This is a genomic window from Mycobacterium sp. UM_Kg1, from assembly GCF_000972925.1.
Classification (GTDB): Bacteria; Actinomycetota; Actinomycetes; order Mycobacteriales; family Mycobacteriaceae; genus Mycobacterium; species Mycobacterium hiberniae.
The window spans coordinates 24,910-38,274 of the sequence record NZ_JRMK01000029.1; the positions used below are offsets into that span (position 1 = coordinate 24,910).

12 protein-coding genes and 2 tRNA genes are annotated in these 13,365 nt (G+C 67.8%); 5 read left to right on the forward strand and 9 right to left on the reverse strand.

Annotated elements, in window-relative coordinates; genetic code table 11:
- Positions 1-104 precede the first annotated feature (104 nt).
- A complete protein-coding gene (locus tag LI92_RS06960; protein WP_046317412.1) occupies positions 105-1,217 on the reverse strand; it encodes a D-alanine--D-alanine ligase family protein in 1,113 nt (370 codons plus the stop codon).
- A 24-nt stretch (positions 1,218-1,241) separates the two neighbouring features.
- On the reverse strand, positions 1,242-2,270 hold the full coding sequence (locus LI92_RS06965; protein ID WP_046317414.1) for an NAD(P)H-dependent glycerol-3-phosphate dehydrogenase: 1,029 nt from the start codon (positions 2,268-2,270) through the stop codon (positions 1,242-1,244).
- Positions 2,271-2,409: 139 nt separating this feature from the next.
- Here LI92_RS06965 and cofC point away from each other — a divergent pair, with 139 nt between their 5' ends.
- Genes cofC through mutT1 form a run of 3 tightly spaced genes read left to right on the forward strand, consistent with a single transcriptional unit; the run spans position 2,410 to position 6,279 of the window.
- Positions 2,410-3,099, forward strand: coding sequence for a 2-phospho-L-lactate guanylyltransferase (gene cofC, locus LI92_RS06970; protein ID WP_046317416.1), 690 nt, complete (start codon positions 2,410-2,412; stop codon positions 3,097-3,099).
- Positions 3,089-5,296: an RNA degradosome polyphosphate kinase gene (locus tag LI92_RS06975; protein ID WP_046317418.1), complete on the forward strand. Its 2,208-nt coding sequence runs from the start codon at positions 3,089-3,091 to the stop codon at positions 5,294-5,296. The genes cofC and LI92_RS06975 overlap by 11 nt, the downstream gene beginning before the upstream one ends.
- Before the next feature lie 50 nt (positions 5,297-5,346).
- Entirely contained in the window at positions 5,347-6,279 is a 933-nt protein-coding gene (gene mutT1, locus LI92_RS06980) for an 8-oxo-(d)GTP phosphatase MutT1 (protein WP_046317420.1), read from the forward strand.
- Positions 6,280-6,327: 48 nt separating this feature from the next.
- Here mutT1 and LI92_RS06985 read toward each other — a convergent pair whose 3' ends face one another.
- The 3 genes from LI92_RS06985 to leuC all read right to left on the reverse strand — a co-directional run bounded on the left by LI92_RS06985 (position 6,328) and on the right by leuC (position 9,275).
- A complete protein-coding gene (locus tag LI92_RS06985) occupies positions 6,328-7,041 on the reverse strand; it encodes an HU family DNA-binding protein (protein ID WP_046317422.1) in 714 nt (237 codons plus the stop codon).
- A 189-nt stretch (positions 7,042-7,230) separates the two neighbouring features.
- Positions 7,231-7,827, reverse strand: a complete 597-nt coding sequence (leuD, locus tag LI92_RS06990) for a 3-isopropylmalate dehydratase small subunit (protein WP_046317424.1) — start codon at positions 7,825-7,827, stop codon at positions 7,231-7,233.
- Between the two features lie 29 nt (positions 7,828-7,856).
- Positions 7,857-9,275, reverse strand: coding sequence for a 3-isopropylmalate dehydratase large subunit (gene leuC / locus LI92_RS06995; RefSeq protein ID WP_046317426.1), 1,419 nt, complete (start codon positions 9,273-9,275; stop codon positions 7,857-7,859).
- A 45-nt stretch (positions 9,276-9,320) separates the two neighbouring features.
- Between leuC and LI92_RS07000 the strand changes: the two genes are divergently transcribed.
- Positions 9,321-10,022, forward strand: coding sequence for an IclR family transcriptional regulator (locus tag LI92_RS07000; protein ID WP_046317428.1), 702 nt, complete (start codon positions 9,321-9,323; stop codon positions 10,020-10,022).
- A 98-nt stretch (positions 10,023-10,120) separates the two neighbouring features.
- Positions 10,121-10,621 (forward strand): pyridoxamine 5'-phosphate oxidase family protein, encoded by a 501-nt coding sequence (locus LI92_RS07005; protein WP_046317430.1) that lies wholly within the window; start codon positions 10,121-10,123, stop codon positions 10,619-10,621.
- A 63-nt stretch (positions 10,622-10,684) separates the two neighbouring features.
- On the opposite strand, the gene LI92_RS07010 is transcribed toward LI92_RS07005, so the two are convergent.
- From LI92_RS07010 to LI92_RS07025, 4 genes are all read right to left on the reverse strand, one after another.
- Positions 10,685-10,757, reverse strand: a tRNA-Glu gene (locus tag LI92_RS07010).
- A gap of 73 nt (positions 10,758-10,830) precedes the next feature.
- A tRNA-Gln gene (locus LI92_RS07015) sits at positions 10,831-10,902 on the reverse strand.
- 99 nt (positions 10,903-11,001) lie between these two features.
- Positions 11,002-12,474 carry a glutamate--tRNA ligase gene (gene gltX / locus LI92_RS07020; RefSeq protein WP_046317432.1) on the reverse strand — a complete coding sequence of 491 codons (1,473 nt, stop codon included), beginning with the start codon at positions 12,472-12,474 and terminating at the stop codon, positions 11,002-11,004.
- Positions 12,474-13,259 carry a fumarylacetoacetate hydrolase family protein gene (locus LI92_RS07025; protein WP_046317433.1) on the reverse strand — a complete coding sequence of 262 codons (786 nt, stop codon included), beginning with the start codon at positions 13,257-13,259 and terminating at the stop codon, positions 12,474-12,476. The genes gltX and LI92_RS07025 overlap by 1 nt, the downstream gene beginning before the upstream one ends.
- Positions 13,260-13,365 lie beyond the last annotated feature (106 nt).

Consider the following 13,365-nt stretch of genomic DNA (forward strand, 5'->3'; position numbering starts at 1 on the left):
AATCTGCCTGATTTTCCGACCTGAGTGCACGTTCGGCGCGGCGGCGGGGGTGCCGGCGGGTGCGCGGCGGGTGCCGGTCGGCGCGGCGGCGGGCGTCGAGCGCGTCAGCGCAGGCCCACCCCGCGAGCCAGCGCGGTGTCGACCATGGTCCCCAGCAGCGTGGAATAGTCCATGCCGCTGGCCGACCACATCCGCGGGTACATCGAGATCGTGGTGAAGCCCGGCATGGTGTTGATCTCGTTGATCACCGGCCCGCTGTCGGTCAAGAAGAAGTCCACCCGGGCCAGGCCCTGGCAGTCCAGCGCGGCGAACGCCCGGATGGCCAGCTGCTGCACCGCGGCGGCGACATCGTCGTCGACCTTGGCCGGCACGTCGAGTTCGGCGGCGTCATCGAGGTATTTGGTGGCGAAGTCGTAGAACGCGTCGTCGGGGTCGCGGGTGCCGGCCACCCGGATCTCGCCCAGCGTGCTGGCGGCCACCGTGCCGTCGGGGAACTCGAGCACCCCGCATTCGATCTCGCGGCCGACGATCGCGGCCTCGACGATGACCTTCGGGTCGTGCCGGCGAGCCTCGGCGATCGCGGCGGGAAGCTCGTCATACGACGTCACCCGGCTCACGCCGATCGACGATCCGCCGCGGGCCGGTTTGACGAACAGCGGAAGCCCCAGGCGCTGCCGCTCGTCGTCGGACAGCGTCTCCTGAGCGGCCCGCAGCACCGCGTACGGCCCGATCGGCAGGCCGTCGGCGGCCAGCAGCTTCTTGGTGAACTCCTTGTCCATGCCCGCCGCGCTGGCCAGCACCCCGGCACCCACGTAGGGCACCCCGGCCAACTCCAGCAGCCCCTGTATGGTGCCGTCCTCGCCGTAGGGTCCGTGCAGTACCGGAAACACCACGTCGACCGACTCCAGCACCTCTGCGCGTCCCGCAGCGGAGAACGCGACCAGCTGACCGGCCCGCTGGGGGTCGGCTGCCAGCGCCAGCTCAGCGCCCGAGTCCGTGCTGACCGACGGCAGTTGCCGGTCGGTGATCGCCAGGGCGTCCGGGTTGCCGTCGGTGAGTACCCACGCCCCCTGCGGGGTGATTCCTACCGCGACGACCTCGAAGCGTTGCGGGTCAAGGTTGCGCAGGATGCTGCCCGCTGAGACACAGGAGATGGCGTGCTCACTACTGCGGCCGCCGAAGACGACGGCCACGCGGGTCCGTTCGTGGGAATTCACACGCCAGAGGGTACCGGGGGCGGCTCACTCCGGTTTGGTGTGACGTCCCAGCAGCAGTGCCACCGCCTCGGTGACCGACAGCCCCTGGTGGCACACCCGGTGCACGGCGTCGGTCAAGGGCATCTCCACGTCGTAGCTCGACGCCAGTGCCAGCACCGACTGACACGAGGTCACCCCTTCGACGACATGGCCGTCGGTCGTGCTCGCCAAACCCGCCGATCCGGGGGTCGGCGGCAACGCCTCACCCCGGCCGAGCCGCTCCCCGAACGAACGGTTGCGCGAATGCGGCGACGTACAGGTCGCCACCAGGTCGCCTACTCCGGCCAGGCCCGCCAAGGTGGTGTCTTTGGCGCCCAGCGCCACACCCAGCCGAATGATCTCGGCGAGGCCGCGGGTGATGATCGCCGCCGCGGTGTTCTCCCCCAGACCCACCCCCGCTGCCATCCCACAGGCCAGCGCGATGATGTTCTTGCAGGCGCCGCCGATCTCGGTACCGATGACATCGGCGTTGGTGTACGGCCGGAAATAACCGGTGTTGAGCATCCGTTGCAGCGCCACCGCACGACCGGAGTCCGTGCAGGCGACCACCGTGGCCGCGGGCTGGCCCGCGGCGATCTCGGCCGCCAGGTTGGGACCCGACACCACCGCGACCTGGCCGGGATCGAATCCCGTCACCGCCACGATCACCTGGCTCATCCGCATCAGCGTGCCCAGCTCAATGCCCTTGGCGACGCTGACCAGCGTGGCACTGCTGGTCAGGTACGGCGTCCAGCTCTGCAGATTGGCCCGCATGGTCTGCGCCGGAACAGCCAGCACGACGGTGGTCGCGCCGTCCAGCGCCTCCGCGGGATCGCAGGTGGCACGCACCGCGTCGGGCACGGTGCAGCCCGGCAGATAGTCGGGGTTGAGCCGGGACTCGTTGATCTGGGTGGCTATATCGGGCCGGCGTGCCCAGAGCTTGACCGCACTGCCGGCGTCGGCGAGCACCTTCGCCAGCGCCGTGCCCCACGCACCCGCCCCCATCACCGCGACCGTGCCGTCGGTGCCGACCATCACACACCACCTCCCTTAAGCGCATCACCCTATCGGGGACCGCGAGCGCGGCGGAGCCGGGCGAAGCGGGTCACCGCCACCGCGGCAAAGCGGGGCAAGGCGGAACGACCCGCGGGCCGTCGAACCCCACGCTGGCAGGATGGGTCGGGTGAACTCCGCACAGGCCGAGGAATCCGGTATCGGGGTGATCATTGCCGTCAAGCGGCTCGGCGTGGCCAAGACGAGGCTGGCGCCGGCATTTCCCGCACCGGTGCGGGAGGCCGTGGCGCTGGCCATGCTGGCCGACACCATCACCGCCGCGTTGCACGCCCGGGGGCTCGACCACATCACCGTGGTCACCCCGGACGAGGCCGCCGCCGCGACGGCCGCCGAGCTGGGCGCGGAGGTGCTGCAGGATCCGACACCGGAGGGTCACGACGACCCGCTGAACAACGCGCTCGCCGCGGCCGCGGCCAAAGTAGCGGCTTCTGTGCCGAATATCGTTGTTTTACAGGGGGATCTACCGGCGCTGCAATCGTACGAACTCGACGAGGCGATCGCCGCCGCGCGGCCACATCAGCGTAGCTTTGTCGCCGACCGACAAGGGGTGGGCACTGTGGCGCTGTTCGCATTCGGCGCCCCGCTGGAACCACGGTTCGGCCGGGATTCCTCGAAACGGCACCGGCAATCCGGCGCCCTGGAACTGACCGGCGCCTGGCCCGGCCTGCGCTGCGACATCGACACGCCCGAGGATCTGGCGGTGGCGCGCCGGCTCGGAGTCGGTACGGCGACGGCCCGCGCGCTCGCACACGCCAAGACCGGTGGCAGCAACATGCGCTATGAGCAATGATTTATCGGTGGACGAAATTGAGGGCGGCGAGCTCACCGAGACGCGTATCGACACCGACTGGCGTCCGAACGACTCCACTCCGACGGCGCCGCCTGCGGCCACGGCGGGTCTGCCGGTCGGCGGCGATCACGACGAACTGCCGGCCGATCGCTATCTGAACCGCGAACTGAGTTGGCTGGACTTCAATGCCCGGGTGCTGGCGCTGGCCGCCGACACCTCGCTGCCGCTGCTGGAGCGCGCCAAGTTTCTGGCGATCTTCGCCTCCAACCTCGATGAGTTCTACATGGTGCGCGTCGCCGGCCTCAAACGCCGTGACGAGATGGGCCTGTCGGTCCGTTCCGCAGACGGCCTGACCCCGCGTGAGCAACTGCGCCGGATTGGCGAGCAGACCCAGCTGATCGCCACCAACCACGCGCGGGTGTTCCTCGACTCGGTCCGCCCGGCGCTGGCCGCCGAAGGCATCTACGTGGTGACGTGGGCCGACCTGTCGCCCGCCGAGCGAGACCAGTTGTCGGTGTACTTCCACGAGCAGGTGTTCCCGGTGCTGACGCCGCTGGCCGTCGACCCGGCACACCCGTTCCCGTTCGTCAGCGGCCTCAGTCTGAACCTGGCGGTGACGGTCAAGCGCCCCGAGGACGGCGGAAGTCACTTCGCACGGGTGAAGGTTCCCGACAACGTCGACCGTTTCGTCGAACTCGACGCCGGGGCCGACGGCGGCGACAGCCGGGACGGGGTCCGATTCCTACCGATGGAGGAGCTGATCGCAGCGTTTCTGCCGGTGTTGTTCCCCGGTATGGAGATCGTCGAGCATCATGCGTTCCGCATCACCCGCAACGCCGATTTCGAGGTCGAAGAGGACCGGGACGAGGATCTGCTGCAGGCCCTGGAGCGGGAGCTGGCGCGCCGGAGGTTTGGATCGCCGGTCCGTCTCGAAGTCGCCGACGACATGACCGAGCACATGCTGGAGTTGCTGCTGCGCGAACTCGACGTGGACCCCGGCGATGTCATCGAGGTGCCGGGCCTGCTCGATCTTTCGTCGCTGTGGCAGGTCTACGGCCAGGACCGGCCCGACCTCAAAGACCGCACCTTCGTACCGGCCACGCACCCGGCGTTCGCCGAACGGGAGACTCCCAAAAGCATTTTCGCCACCCTGCGCGAGGGCGAGGTGCTGGTGCACCACCCCTATGACTCCTTCGCCACCAGCGTGCAGCGGTTCATCGAGCAGGCCGCCGCGGACCCGGGGGTGCTGGCTATCAAGCAGACCCTCTACCGCACCTCGGGCGATTCACCGATCGTCACCGCGCTGATCGACGCCGCCGAAGCGGGTAAGCAGGTGGTGGCCTTGGTCGAGATCAAGGCCCGCTTCGACGAGCAGGCCAACATCAGGTGGGCGCGCAAGCTGGAACAGGCCGGTGTGCACGTGGTCTACGGGCTGATCGGGTTGAAAACCCACTGCAAGGTCGCGCTTGTGGTGCGCCGCGAAGGGTCCGCGATCCGGCGGTACTGCCACATCGGCACCGGCAACTACAACTCCAAGACCGCACGGCTTTACGAAGATGTGGGTCTGCTCACCGCCGATCCGGATATCGGCGCCGACCTGACGGACCTGTTCAACTCCTTGACGGGCTATTCACGCAAAGTCGCCTACCGAAACCTGTTGGTGGCCCCCTACGGCGTGCGGACCGGCATCATCGAACGGATCGAACGTGAGGTTGCCGCGCACCGCGACACCGGCCTCGGCCGAATCCGGCTCAAGCTCAATTCGCTGGTCGACGAGCAGGTGATCGACGCGCTCTACCGCGCCTCGCGGGCCGGGGTGCGTGTCGAGCTGGTGGTACGCGGGATCTGCGCACTGCGGCCCGGGGTCGAGGGATTCTCCGAAAACATCATCGTCCGATCGATTCTCGGCCGATTCCTGGAACACTCTCGCGTCATTCACTTCCGCGCCATCGATGAGTTCTGGATCGGCAGCGCCGACATGATGCACCGCAATCTGGACCGCCGTGTCGAGGTGATGGCGCAGGTGAAAAACCCGCGGCTCACTGCACAACTCGGCGATGTGTTCGATTCCGCGATGGACCCGGCCACCCGTTGCTGGGAGCTCGGTCCAGACGGTCAGTGGACCGCGGAGCCGCAAGACGGGGCCACCGTCCGCGATCACCAGGTATCGCTGATGGAACGCCACCGCAATCCCTGACCGGCCGCCCATCCACCGCCCAGCCCGAACTGACCTGGCAGGAGTGCAAGGTGCTCGAAACGACGGTGTCGAAGGGCTCTTCGCCGGCCGACAAGGTGATCCACGCCGCCGGCGCCGTGCTGTGGCGGATGCGGCACGGCGGCGTCGAAGTTGCCGTCATTCACCGCCCCCGTTATGACGACTGGTCCCTGCCGAAGGGCAAAGTCGATCCCGGGGAGAACGAGCCGGTGACTGCCGTGCGGGAGATCCTGGAGGAGACCGGCCAGCACGCACACCTGGGCCGCCGACTGGGGGCGGTCAGCTACCCGGTGGCGCAGGGCACCAAAAAGGTGCGGTACTGGGCCGCCCGGGCCCTGGGCGGAGACTTCACGCCCAATGACGAGGTAGACGAACTGGCATGGCTGCCGGTCGACGCGGCGATCCAGGAACTGCAATACCCCCACGACCGGAAGATATTGCGGCGGTTCACCAAGGCGCCCGCCGATACCGAGACGGTGTTGATCGTGCGGCACGGCACCGCCGGGCGCCGATCACGCTTCTCCGGAGATGACCGCCAGCGGCCGTTGGACAAGATGGGCCGCGCCCAGGCCGAGGCGCTCACCGGCCTGCTACTGGCTTTCGGCGCCACCGATGTGTACGCGGCCGACCGGGTGCGGTGTGCGCAGACCGTGGAGCCCCTGGCCGCCGAACTCGGGGTTGCGGTGCGTGCCGAGCCGACGCTGACCGAAGAGGCCTACTCCCACAACCCCAAGCGTGCCCGCCGCAGGGTTATGGAGATCGCCGAGCTCGGCGGCACGCCGGTTATCTGTACCCAGGGCAAGGTGATTCCCGACATGATCGCCTGGTGGTGTGCGCGCGACGGCATCAAGCCCGACAAGTCACGCAATCGCAAAGGCAGCACCTGGGTGCTGTCGCTGTCGGGTGGCCGGCTGGTCGCCGCCGATCATCTCGGCAGCCCGCTGGCCCGCCACAAGTCGACATAAACGACCGAGCGCCGCGGGGATGGCCCCGCGGCGCTCGGCTGTTCGTGGTTACTTGCGGCCCTTGCGAGCCGGGGCCTTGGTCGCGGCCTTCTTGGCCGGAGCCTTCTTGGCCGGGGCCGCCTTGGTCGCGGCCTTCTTCGCGACGACCTTCTTGGCCGGGGCCGCCTTGGTCGCGGCCTTCTTCGCGACGACCTTCTTGGCCGGGGCCTTGGTCACCGCCTTCTTGGCCGGGGCCTTGGTCACCGCCTTCTTGGCCGGAGCCTTGGTCACCGCCTTCTTGGCCGGAGCCGCCTTGGTCACGGCCTTCTTGGCCGGAGCCTTCTTGGCCGGGGCCTTCGCTGCTGCCTTGGTGGTGGCCTTGGCGGCGGTCTTCTTGGCCGCAGCCTTGGTGGCCTTCTTGGCCGGCGACTTCTTCGCCGCCTTAGCCGCGGTGGCACTGGTACCAGCGCCACGCTTGACGGCGAGTCCCTCGGCCGGGACGCGCTGCGCGCCAGAAACAATCGCCTTGAACTGCGCACCGGGGCGGAATGCGGGAACTGACGTCGGCTTCACCTTGACCGTTTCACCGGTGCGGGGATTGCGGGCGACGCGCGCGGCGCGACGACGACGCTCGAAGACGCCGAACCCGGTGATGGTGACGCTCTCACCCTTGTGGACGGCGCGCACAATGGCATTGACGAAATGCTCGACGGCCTCGGTCGCCGACCGACGGTCGGTGTCCAATTCCTTTGTGAGCACGTCGATGAGCTCTGCTTTGTTCATCCAATCCCTCCGAGACCAGTGGCCCTACTTGAGCCGACTAGTGCACACGGTAATCCCTGATACCACAGATATCCAAGAGCCACGCGCAATTTCAGACGAGATTATAGGCGAATTCGGTAATCCGGTTACCGCCCTTGAACGCCGGTCACAGTGCTGCGCCCACCGGAAGTTAAGGTCGGCTGCGCCACCTCAGGGAGCGGGCAGGGTGCGCGGCTTCCAGCTCGGCCGAGCGGCCTCAAATGTGTCGATATCTTCGAGTTTCCGCAGCGTAAGACCTATATCGTCGAGCCCTTCGGACAATCGCCAGGCGGTGTAGTCATCAATCGTGAACGGCACCACCACCGTTCCGGCGGTGATATTCCGATCTTGAAGATTGACAGTGATTTCCAAACCCGGGCTCTGCTCGATGAGCTTCCACAGCAGTTCCACATCATCCTGGGCCACCTGGGCGGCAAGCAGGCCTGCCTTGCCGGCATTGCCCCGGAAGATGTCGGCGAATCGAGACGAGATCACTACCCGGAACCCGTAGTCGAGCAGCGCCCAGACCGCGTGTTCCCGCGACGACCCGGTGCCGAAGTCCGGCCCCGCCACCAGCACCGAACCTTTGTCGAACGGGCTGAGATTCAGAACGAAGGAGGGGTCGTTGCGCCACGTGGCGAACAGACCGTCCTCGAAGCCGGTCCGGGTGATGCGCTTCAAATAGACCGCGGGAATGATCTGGTCGGTGTCGACATTGGACCGGCGCAGCGGAACGCCGATTCCGGTGTGGGTGTGGAAAGCTTCCATGACTAGGCTCCTTTAAAAGGCCGTGGCGGTCAGTTCAAGTCGGCGGGGGCCGACAGCCTGCCGCGGACAGCGGTGGCGGCGGCTACGGCCGGGGAAACCAGATGGGTGCGTCCACCCTTGCCCTGCCGGCCCTCGAAATTGCGGTTGGACGTCGACGCCGAGCGCTGACCGGGTGACAGCTGATCCGGGTTCATCCCCAGACACATCGAGCATCCGGGTTGGCGCCACTCGGCACCCGCCGCGGTGAAAACCTCGGCCAGGCCTTCTGCTTCGGCTTGATTGCGCACGCGCATCGAGCCCGGCACCACGAGCATGCGCACCCCGTCGGCAATTTGGCGTCCGCGCAGCACATCGGCAACCGCACGCAGGTCCTCGATACGGCCGTTGGTGCACGATCCGACGAAGACGGTGTCGACCGCGATGTCGCGCATCGGCGTGCCCGGTGCAAGGTCCATGTAGGCCAACGCCTTCTCAGCGGCGCGCCGCTCCGCCTCATCGGTGATCGACTCGGGGTCGGGCACTTCGGCGCCCAGCGGGACGCCCTGGCCGGGGTTGGTGCCCCACGTTACGAACGGCGTCAACGCAGCGGCGTCCAGGTGGACCTCAGCGTCGAACGTGGCACCGGGGTCGGTGCGCAGACTGCTCCAATAGGCCACCGCGGCATCCCAGTCCGCACCGGTGGGCGCGTGCGGCTTGCCGCGCAGGTACTCGTAAGTGGTCTCGTCGGGAGCGACCATTCCGGCCCGAGCGCCGGCCTCAATGCTCATGTTGCAGATCGTCATCCGGGCCTCCATCGACAGTGCTTCGATGGCGCTGCCGCGGTACTCGATGACGTAGCCCTGGCCGCCGCCGGTGCCGATCTGGGCGATCACCGCCAAGATGATGTCCTTGGCCGTCACACCGTCGGCGAGCTGCCCGTCGACATTGACCGCCATCGTCTTGAACGGACGCAGCGGCAGCGTCTGGGTGGCCAGCACGTGTTCGACCTCGGACGTGCCGATGCCCATCGCCAGCGCCCCGAATGCGCCGTGCGTGGAGGTGTGACTGTCGCCGCAGACCACCGTCGTGCCCGGCTGGGTGAGCCCCAGTTGCGGACCGATGATGTGCACGATCCCCTGATCGAGATCGCCCATGGGGTGCAACCGGATGCCGAACTCGGCGCAGTTGCGCCGCAGGGTCTCGACCTGGGTCCGCGAAACCGGGTCGGCGATCGGCTTGTCGATGTCCACCGTGGGCACGTTGTGGTCCTCGGTGGCGATGGTCAGATCCGGGCGCCGGACCGGACGGCCGGCCAACCGCAGCCCCTCGAAGGCCTGCGGACTGGTCACTTCGTGCACCAGGTGCAGGTCGATGTAGATCAGGTCGGGTTCAGTCCCGCCGCCGGATACCACGACGTGGTCTGCCCAAACCTTTTCGGCCAGGGTGCGAGGCTGCTCGGTCATTCCCATCCCCAAATCTGAAGGTCTCATATTTTGAGACGCTAGTATCTCTATATGGGACAGCATAGCGGCATCGGCGTTCTGGACAAAGCACTGGCGGTACTGCACTCGATCGCCGAATCGCCATGCGGACTGGCCGAACTGTGCGACCGAACCGGCCTGCCCCGCGCCACCGCGCACCGGCTGGCCGCGGGACTGGAAACCCACCGACTGCTCGGGCGCGACACCGAGGGGCGCTGGCAGATAGGTCCCGCCGTCAGCGAACTGGCGGTCCACGCCGACGATCCGCTCCGCGCGGCCGGCGCGGCGGTCCTGCCACGGCTGCGGGAGATCACCGGGGAAAGCGTGCAGTTGTACCGCCGGGAGGGCGCCGAACGGGTCTGTGTCGCGGCGCTGGAACCGCCTGCCGGGCTGCGCGACACCGTGCCGATCGGTTCCCGGCTGCCGATGACCGCCGGTTCGGGGGCCAAAGTCCTGTTGGCCTATGCCGAGCCGACGATTCAGCAGGACATGCTGTCGAAGGCGGCGTTCACCAGTCGCACCCTGGCGGAGATCCGCCGGCGGGGCTGGGCGCAGAGCGTCGCCGAACGCGAGCCGGGGGTGGCCAGCGTGTCCGCGCCGGTGCGCGACCGCCGCGGCACGGTGGTGGCAGCCGTCTCGGTCTCGGGTCCGATCGACCGGATGGGCCGACGCCCCGGGGCGCGCTGGGCCGCCGACCTGCTCGCCGCCGCCGCGGCGCTCACCGAGCGACTGTAGATCGCGGCGCGCGGCGGTCGGCCCACGTACCGGCGGCCTGCGCCGGCTGACTCGCGTCTGCTCGCCGGGGCTACCGGTCTGCCTGAGAGACTGCAGGCATGGGAACCAAACAGCGCGCACAGATCGTCATGACCGACACCGAGGTCGCCGACTTCGTCACCAGCAGCCGCACCGGAACGCTGGCCACCATCGGCCGCGACGGTCGACCTCACCTGACGGCGATGTGGTACGCCGTGCTCGACGGCGAGATCTGGCTCGAAACCAAGGCGAAGTCGCAGAAGGCGGTGAACGTGCGCCGCGATCCGCGGGTCACCTTCCTGCTGGAGGCCGGCGAGACCTACGACACACTGCGCGGGGTGGCGTTCGACGGCGTCGCGGAGATCGTCGACGACCCGGACATCCTCTTCCGGGTGGGCGTCAGCGTCTGGGAGCGCTACACCGGGCCCTACTCCGAGGAGATGAAGCCGGCCGTCGACGCCATGATGAACAACCGGGTGGCTGTGCGCATCGTCACTTCGCGCGCCCGCTCCTGGGATCACCGCAAGCTCGGCCTGCCGGCGATGCCGCTGGGTGGAACCACTGCAGCCACCGACGACTGACGACAACTCGCCGGACACGGGAAAGGGCCCGCACCTTCGAGAAGGTGCGGGCCCTTTGCGATGTCCCCCCGATGGGATTCGAACCCACGCTACCGCCGTGAGAGGGCGGCGTCCTAGGCCGCTAGACGACGGGGGCTAGAACATTTCCGGGTTGCCAGCATAGCTCAACCCGCTCGGCCCGCCTAATCGCTTGCAGCGGACCGCTTTTGCTGGGGTACCAGGACTCGAACCTAGAATGGCTGAACCAGAATCAGCTGTGTTGCCAATTACACCATACCCCATTGGCCGGCCATCACCGCTGGTCAGCGTGCCTGGCGGGCACTGCTGGCCTAACGTTCTTGGGCCGACGAGCAGACTACCAAACTTCTACGCCGAAGTTGTCATCGCGCTGCCCCTACCCCCGCCCGGGCGGTCCGCAACCGCTCCAAGCTGCGTCGCGAGCCCAGCAATTCCAGCGACTCGAACAGCGGCGGGCTGACCAGACCACCGGAGACGGCGACCCGGACCGGACCGAACGCCTTGCGCGGTTTGAGGCCCAGTCCGTCCAGCAGCGCCGCCTTCAACGATTCCTCGATGGCGACGGCGGTCCAGTTCTGCACGGCCTCCAGAGCGGCGATGGCAGCGTCGAGCACCGGGGCCGATTCCGGGCCCAGCTCCTTGGCGGCGGCACGGGGCTCCAGCTCGTAGTGCTCGTCGTTGAAGAACTTCAACAGCGGCCAGGCGTCGCCGAGCACCACGATGCGGGTCTGCACCAAGCCGGCGGCCACCGCAAAGCCGGCATCGTCCAGGCCGGTGTCGTGCCCGTGGGCATCCAGATAGCCGCGCAGCCGGGCTGTGAAGTCGTCCAGGCCGAGCAGCCGGATGTGCTCGGCGTTGATCGCATCGGCCTTCTTCTGGTCGAACCGGGCCGGGTTGGAGTTGACGTTCACCACGTCGAACGCGGCCACCATCTCCGCCATGCTGAACACATCACGGTCATCGGCGATGGACCAGCCCAGCAGCGCCAGGTAGTTCAACAGACCCTCGGGGATGAACCCCCGGTCCCGGTGCGCGAAGAGATTCGACTGCGGGTCACGTTTGGACAGCTTCTTGGTGCCCTCGCCTAAAACGGTTGGCAGGTGCCCGAATTCCGGAATCCGCTCAGCCACACCGATACGCATCAACGCCTGATACAGCGCGATCTGCCGCGGGGTGGACGGCAGCAGGTCCTCGCCGCGCAGCACATGGGTGATCTTCATCATGGCGTCGTCGACCGGGTTGACCAAGGTGTAGAGCGGGTCGCCGTTGGCCCGGGTCAGCGCGAAGTCGGGCACGGTGCCGGCCGGAAAGACCGTCGGCCCGCGCACCAGATCGGTCCAGCCCAGCTCGGTGTCGGGCATCCGTAGTCGCACCACGGGCTTGCGGCCCTCGGCGAGGTACGCCGCCCGCTGGTCGGCCGTCAGGTCCCGGTCGAAGTTGTCGTAACCCAGCTTGGGGTTGCGCCCGGCGGCGCGGTGACGGGCCTCGACCTCCTCCGGCGTGGAGAACGCCTCGTAGGCCTCCCCCGCCGCCAACAACCGCGCCACCACGTCACGGTGGATGTCGGCGCGCTCGGACTGCCGGTACGGCCCGTAGGGTCCGCCCACCTCGGGGCCCTCGTCCCAGTCGAGGTGCAGCCAGCGCAGTGCGTCGAGCAACGCCAGGTAGCTCTCCTCGCTGTCGCGCTCGGCGTCGGTATCCTCCACCCGGAACACCATGGTGCCGCCGGTATGGCGGGCGTAGGCCCAGTTGAACAGGGCGGTACGGATCAGCCCGACGTGCGGAGTGCCGGTCGGCGAGGGGCAGAACCGGACACGAACACCAGATGTGGTCACTACTTTCCTTTGCGGATAACCGGATTGGACAGGGCGCCGATGCCTTCAACGGCGATGGACACGGTGTCACCGTGCTCGATGGGGCCGACGCCTTCGGGGGTGCCGGTAAGGATGATGTCGCCGGGCAGCAGCGTCATCACCGCGGAGACCCATTCCACGATGGCGCCCACGTCGTGAATCATCAGCGATGTCCGGCTGTCCTGCTTGACCACCCCGTTGACCTCGGTGCGAATGGCCAGGTCAGCCGGGTCGAGGTCGGTGACGATCCACGGCCCGATCGGGCAGAAGGTGTCGTGGCCTTTGGCCCGGGTCCATTGCCCGTCAGACTGCTGCTGGTCACGCGCCGACACGTCGTTGCCGATGGTGTAGCCCAAGATGTTGTCGCGGGCGCGGGCGGCCGGAACGTCCTTGCAGGGACGTGAGATGACCACGGCCAGCTCACCTTCGTAGTGGACCGGGGAAGCATTGGCGGGCAGCTGAATCGGCACGTTGGGTCCGACAATGGCGGTGTTGGGTTTGAGGAACATCACCGGGTTGGCCGGTGGGGCACCACCCATTTCGGTGATGTGGGCGGCGTAGTTCTTGCCGATGCAGACCACCTTGCTGGCCAGGATCGGCGCCAGCAGCCGCACGTCCGCCAGCGGCCAGGAACGGCCGGTGAACTCCGGTGTGCCGAAGGGGTGCTCGGCGATCTCGCGGGCGGTCATCTCGTGTGGCCGGTCGGGGTCCCCTTCAAGGCTGACGAAGGCGACACCGTCCGGGCTGGCAATTCGGCCTAGGCGCATTCCAGCAAGCCTAATGGCGACCGCAAGCGCGGCGGAGCCGGGCGAAGCGGGTCGCCATCAACCAGCCCAAGCCGACCGCAAGCGCGGCGGAGCCGGGCGAAGCGGG

Coding starts and splice junctions, on each gene's coding strand:
- leuC (WP_046317426.1), bottom strand. CDS start 9,275: ATGGGAATGACCGAGCAGCCTCGCACCCTGGCCGAAAAGGTTTGGGCA.
- LI92_RS07000 (WP_046317428.1), top strand. CDS start 9,321: ATGGGACAGCATAGCGGCATCGGCGTTCTGGACAAAGCACTGGCGGTA.
- cofC (WP_046317416.1), top strand. CDS start 2,410: ATGGGTCGGGTGAACTCCGCACAGGCCGAGGAATCCGGTATCGGGGTG.
- LI92_RS07025 (WP_046317433.1), bottom strand. CDS start 13,259: ATGCGCCTAGGCCGAATTGCCAGCCCGGACGGTGTCGCCTTCGTCAGC.
- leuD (WP_046317424.1), bottom strand. CDS start 7,827: ATGGAAGCTTTCCACACCCACACCGGAATCGGCGTTCCGCTGCGCCGG.
- LI92_RS06965 (WP_046317414.1), bottom strand. CDS start 2,270: ATGGTCGGCACCGACGGCACGGTCGCGGTGATGGGGGCGGGTGCGTGG.
- LI92_RS06975 (WP_046317418.1), top strand. CDS start 3,089: ATGAGCAATGATTTATCGGTGGACGAAATTGAGGGCGGCGAGCTCACC.
- LI92_RS07005 (WP_046317430.1), top strand. CDS start 10,121: ATGGGAACCAAACAGCGCGCACAGATCGTCATGACCGACACCGAGGTC.
- LI92_RS06985 (WP_046317422.1), bottom strand. CDS start 7,041: ATGAACAAAGCAGAGCTCATCGACGTGCTCACAAAGGAATTGGACACC.